This is a genomic window from uncultured Wocania sp., assembly GCF_964021735.1.
Lineage (GTDB): Bacteria > Bacteroidota > Bacteroidia > Flavobacteriales > Flavobacteriaceae > Wocania_A.
The window spans coordinates 1-6,077 of sequence record NZ_CAXIBN010000186.1 but is presented as its reverse complement, the minus strand read 5'-3'; the positions used below and the strand labels follow the sequence as shown (position 1 = coordinate 6,077).

General features: G+C 34.4%; 3 protein-coding genes. All 3 read left to right on the top strand.

What is annotated here, in order from left to right; all coding sequences use genetic code 11:
• The first annotated feature begins 35 nt into the window (after window positions 1-35).
• From AADI82_RS13130 to AADI82_RS13120, 3 genes are read left to right on the top strand one after another with little or no spacing between them, the layout of a single operon-like run.
• On the top strand, window positions 36-3,470 hold the full coding sequence (locus AADI82_RS13130) for a TonB-dependent receptor (RefSeq protein WP_341216881.1): 3,435 nt from the start codon (window positions 36-38) through the stop codon (window positions 3,468-3,470).
• Between the two features lie 12 nt (window positions 3,471-3,482).
• Entirely contained in the window at window positions 3,483-5,375 is a 1,893-nt protein-coding gene (locus AADI82_RS13125) for a RagB/SusD family nutrient uptake outer membrane protein (RefSeq protein ID WP_341216880.1), read from the top strand.
• Window positions 5,376-5,387: 12 nt separating this feature from the next.
• On the top strand, window positions 5,388-5,894 hold the full coding sequence (locus tag AADI82_RS13120) for a hypothetical protein (RefSeq protein ID WP_341216879.1): 507 nt from the start codon (window positions 5,388-5,390) through the stop codon (window positions 5,892-5,894).
• The last annotated feature ends 183 nt before the right edge of the window (window positions 5,895-6,077 follow it).

The following is a 6,077-nucleotide window of genomic DNA, read 5'->3' as shown; positions in this document are numbered from 1 at the left end:
TAAAATTGTTTAAATAACCAATAACATACAAATTTATGAAAATTAAACTAACTAACGCCAGTTTCATTAATAGAAACAGGCTATTAAAAACCATTATGAGAACATTCATTTTCTTGTTTTGTTCATTTATTTTTGCATCAATTCCTAATAACGTTATATCTCAAAATTCTAAAATAGAAATAAAGGAAGATAAGGTATTAACCGTAGATGAGGTTTTCGATCTTATAATGGAGCAAACAGATTACAAATTCTTTTACGAAGAAGGGACTTTTAAAGGCTACCCAAAGGTAAATATAAAAAAAGGAACCTTAAAAACGAGCAAATTACTAAGGAGAAGCTTATCTGAAGGCGATTTCGAAGTGACATTAACAAGCAATAATGCGATTCTTATAAAAGAAAAACAAAAGATAGATATTTTTGAGAATAAGCAGGAGTTCGAAGTTTCTGGAGTCATTACAGATCAGTCAGGTCAACCCTTACCTGGAGCTAATATTTTAGAAAAAGGTACTAATAATGGTACTCAAACAGATTTTGATGGGAAATTCTCTTTGAAAGTATCTTCTAAAGATGCTATATTAGTAGTGTCTTATATTGGATTTTCAACACAAGAGGTTGTTATTGATAATAGAGCTACAATAAATCTAACATTAAGAGAAGATGCTGCTGCTCTAGATGAAGTAGTTGTTGTAGGTTATGGTACAAGTACTAAACGTAGCTTGATTTCTTCTGTATCGCAAGTAGATGCAACAGAATTAGGCAATATCCCTATTACAAATATTACTCAAGGATTGGCAGGTAGATCTCCAGGTTTAGTAATTAAAGCAAATGGAGGAGGAATTGGAAAACGAAGTCAGATTACTATCAGAGGTGGACAAACACCATTAGTAGTTATAGATGGAATAATTCGTTCTTATGATGATTTTGTTAACATTATGCCAGATGACATTCAAGATTTTAGCATATTAAAAGATGCATCTGCAACAGCAGTTTATGGCTCTCGTGCTGCGAATGGTATCTTACAGATTACTACTAAAAAAGGTAAAAGTAAAGACTCAAAACCTACTTTTAATTATAGTGCTAATTTTAACATGGCTACACCCCATATTTTTCCTGAAAAATTGGGATCTTACGACCGTGCTTTCCATATTAATGAAGGGCAACGTTTTGCTGGATTGTCACCAATATATTCAGATGAGGATCTTCAAAAGTATAGAGATCAGTCAGATCCGTGGAATTTTCCAGATGTAGATCATCAAAAAGCGGTATTAAAGGACTTTGCTCCAGAACAAAAGCATAATTTGAGTTTTTCTGGAGGAAACGAATTGAATAGCTATTATGTGTCTTTAGGATTTATAGACCAAGGTTCGCTATACCGCTCTAACTCCAATTGGTTAAAACGAACCAATTTCCGTTTAAGTCAATCCTCAACAATAAAAAGTATAGGCTTAAAAACAACAGCACAAATCGATGGTTATCTTGAGAAAAAGGAACATCCTTTCTCTTCTTCTGCAAGTGGTTATGGACAAATTTTCGGTCATATCCAAAATAAAAGACCATGGGAGATTATACAAAATAAAAACGGTTTGCTATACAATGTAGGCGATAATCCGTTACAGGAAATATCAGATGATAATGGATACTTAAGAAATGGGGATAAAATGATTAATGCTTTATTGGGACTTGAATGGGAATTGCCTTGGGTAGAAGGGTTAAGCCTCAAAACAACCGGTAATTATAACTACAGGGTTCAAGATACAAAAAACTGGAGGCAAAATGCTCCAGTGTATGACTTGGAAGGTACGGAACCTGTTCCTTCTCCAGTAAAACCACAACTTTATATTGGTACAGGTATAAGCCACCGATATACCATGCAGCATTTTATAGATTATAATACCAAGTTTGATGACCATTCTATAAATGCTTTATTAGGTTATGAGTATTCTTACGGTTTTGGCGCATCTAATTGGTTGTCTAGACAGAACTATAATTTCCCAATAGACCAAATTGGTGCAGGACCGGTCGATTCATCCCAAAATGGAGGAGGTGAATCTGAAAGCGGTAGAGCGGGTCTTATTGGTCAGTTAAAATATAGTTATTTAAATAAGTACTTTCTTGAGGGAAGTTTTAGAAGAGATGGTAGTGATAATTTCCCAGAAGATAATAGATGGGGATTGTTCTTTTCTACATCGTTAGGTTGGTCTGTTGCAGACGAAGCTTTTTTTAAACCTCTTGTAGAGAAGAATATATTTAATACATTTAAATTAAGAGCTTCTTATGGAGAAGTTGGTTTGGATAATTGGGGAGATCCAGGGAATCCATATTATTTAGGACGTTTTGAATATTTGCCTTCGTATGCATTAAATGAAAGAGCTTATGTGATAAATGGGCAAATTGTTCCTGGCTTTAGCGAAGGAGGTATCCCAAGTCCTGCAATTACTTGGTTCACATCAACCCAAATTGATTATGGAGTGGATTTTAGTTCGCTAAATAACCGTTTGTCAGGTTCTGTGGATTATTTTTACTATGAAACAGAAGGCTTTTTATATGCGCCATCAGCATTAGACGTTGGATATACAGCACCCTTAGGGACTGGTTTTCCAAAGATATCTACCGATGGAGAGCATAGAAGAGCAGGTTGGGAATTCCAATTAGGATGGAGCGATTATGTGGGAGATTTAAAATATGAAATAGGCGGAAACTTTACCCATTTTAATCAGTTATGGGCAAGCGACCCTACACAATCTTTAGATGCTATTAAAAATCCGTATTTAAGAACAGTACAACAGGTAGGATATTGGGGTACAGGATATAATAGTTTAGGGTATTATAATGGTAATAATGATATTATTAATTCGCCAAAACGAAATGCATCATTTGACTTAACACGTGGTGATTTAAAGTATGAAGATTTTAATGGAGATGGCGTGTTGGACGGACAGGATTTTCAACGTATTGGTAGTAATCAATTTCCTAGAGCCAACTATGGGATTTATCTTAATCTAGATTATAAAGGCTTCTTTTTTGATTGCTTGTTACAAGGGGCGACCTCTTTTGATATGTATTTAGGTTCTGTTTTGCGTTTAAATGATGCCCAAAGTGGATCGACGCCAGTTTATGAATTCCAAACAGATTATTGGACTCCTGATAATACCGATGCTAAATTTCCAAGATTGGCTCCTAATGCAGGTTTAAATGGGAATAACAATAATGTTACCAGCGATTTTTATTTAGTAGATGGGCAATATATTAGGCTTAAAGATTTAAAAATTGGTTATGATCTTACTAAATGGGATTGGTTTAATAATAATTTCGAGTTTTTTACTAAGTGTCAGTTGGTAGCTAGTGGACAAAATTTGTTTACTATTTCTGAGGCCAAGAAATATGGTTTAGATCCTGAAAATGCGTCTACTAACAATTACGCATACCCACTAGAAAGAGTACTTTCATTGAGTTTTAATATTGGATTTTAAAAAAAAATGATTATGAAAAAATTAAAAACAAACATTTTTGTATTAATGGTGGTATCTCTATTTGTATCATCATGTGATGTTATGGATACGGAGCCTTTTGAATCGTATTCAGAAGAACTAGTATGGAGTGATAAGGCCACGGCAGATGCTTTTGTTTATCAGACATATGCTAATATTGTGGGAGGCTTATATGCCGACCCGATATTTGAAGACTATTTAACTACTAATATTACATCTTATTGGAATTGGGGAATAAATGTTTATGCCAGAGAACAGTTTGATAGGTTTAATGGAGTAGGTGGTTTTGGAAATTTTGGTAATGTGAGACGTTGTAATATTATTATAGAGAAGAGTCAAGCATCTCCATCACTTTCCGAAGGACAAAAAGCAGAGCTTGTAGCGGAAGGAAAAATGCTAAGAGCTATGCTTTATTACCACCAGGCAAGGAGAATGGGTAGAATTGTTTATATAGATAAAGTGCTTTCTCCGGAAGATACTGATGCATTTAATACCCCTTTTACAGCTTCGCCATCTGAAACATATCCTTTAATTATTAAAGATATAGATGATGCTATTTCAGGATTACCCACAGACGCTATAGTTGGTAGGTTCAATAAGTATGCAGCATATGCTTTCAAATCGGAAGTATGCTTGCAAGCAGCTGCCTATACGGGACAAACGGAATATTACGATCAAGCTATTACAGCTGCAAATGCTGTAATAGATTCTGGTAAATATCAACTTGTAGGAGACTTTGAAAGCATTTTCAGAGATGGTGGACACACATCTTCAGAAGTTATTTTAGCTATTGAACGTGTAGAAGAAAATACTACTTTTTGGAATATTGGAGGTATGATGAATATGATTCCAAATATATCTAATGACGATCTTAATGCTAGTCAATCGGGCCCACTTCTTAAAGATGAGGGTGGTCGTTCTTTTGGTGGTTGGCATTTTCATTCTCCAGCCCAAAATTTGGTAGATGATTTTTTAGTTGTTGATGAAGCAGACGGTCTAGCTAAACCTTGGGATCAAACTACTCAATACACATCGGCAGTAAGTGACGATACCGGAAATCTTAGTATTGGAGATTATACAACTTTTCCTGTAAATATTCCACATGAAGAAGATATGGAAAGCACTACTGCAGGGCCTATTATTGTATCGGCTGGAAAAACATCTGGAGAGAATGTTAGTGAGATTATGTACAACAATAGAGACGAAAGGTTTTATGCTACAATTGTATACGATTCAACTACATGGATAAAAAATGAACTAGTAACCATGAATGTAAATGGAAATCTATGGGGATTTTCAAGAGGTGGTGGTAATGGTGGTTTAGATGGATGGCATACAACAACATCTAATTATTATTTTAAGAAAACTGTATACGATCACGAAGCCCAAGGACCAGTACCAACCGATTATCACTATATGGTATTTAGATTAGGTCGTGTATATCTTAATAAAGCAGAAGCTCATCTTCAAAAAGGTCAAATATCTGAAGCTGTAGATGCTTTAAATGAAACTCGTGTGATTCATGGTAAATTACCAGTTTCAACTGCATCAACTATTGAAGATGCTTGGGAAGATTATAAACGTGAACGTAGAGTTGAGCTAGTTTTAGAAAACGACTACTATTTTTCTTTATTACGATGGGGTAAAATTGGAGGTCCTGCTAATCATGGGTTAGAGCCAAATAGTGCCATACCAGAATTAAATGAATCCGCAAAAGGAATCCAAATTTCCAAAGACAGAACAAGATATTATATTGGACAAATGAGACGTCTTGGTGATTGGGAAAGACACTTTACACCAAAAAGATACTTGTTCCCTATACCTCAAGGGGCTCTTGATGAAAGAGCTGCAAGTGGTATTATCGATCAACAAAACCCAGGTTGGTAATAATTTTTTAATATGAAGAACACATTTAATAAAATAGAAAAGATGAAAATAAAATATTTGATTTTAATTGTATTGATGTTACCGTTAACCCTAACATCGTGTCTTAAATCTGATCTTGAAGATCTGCCTGAATTTGATTTAAAAGATATAGTAGGGGTTCAACGCGTAGAATATCGCTATGTTTCTGATGAAGTTTCACCTGTTGATGGCGAAAAAGTGGTAAAATTTGTTACATTGAGTCATTCGACAACCATCGATGATACAACTAATAAAGTAACCCTACAGGTCTCTGTACCTGCGGCATCAGAAAATTTTTCTGAAACAGAGCGTAATAATGTGTCAAAAAGTAACATAGCTGTTATGGTTTCAATTTCAACAGCAGCTATTATAAAGCCTGTTGGAGATGCACCACTTTTGGGTGTTCCAGGAGATTGGTCTGCTCCAAATAGTTATACGGTATGGGCTGCAGATGGCACTAGCAAAAATTGGACTATAGAAGTAGAAAATTTATCTTTATAAAAGAGGAATTTTAAATAAATTATAAAAGTCCCGTTTCAAAAGAATTAGTTTAATTTAGTTTTTTTGATTCTGGGGCTTTTGTGTTTATTTTCTTAGTTAGATTGTTGTTATTTTGATAATAATAGCACAAAAAAATAGTTTTATAGATTGTTTATTGTTATTGTAAACCAATAATTATTTATA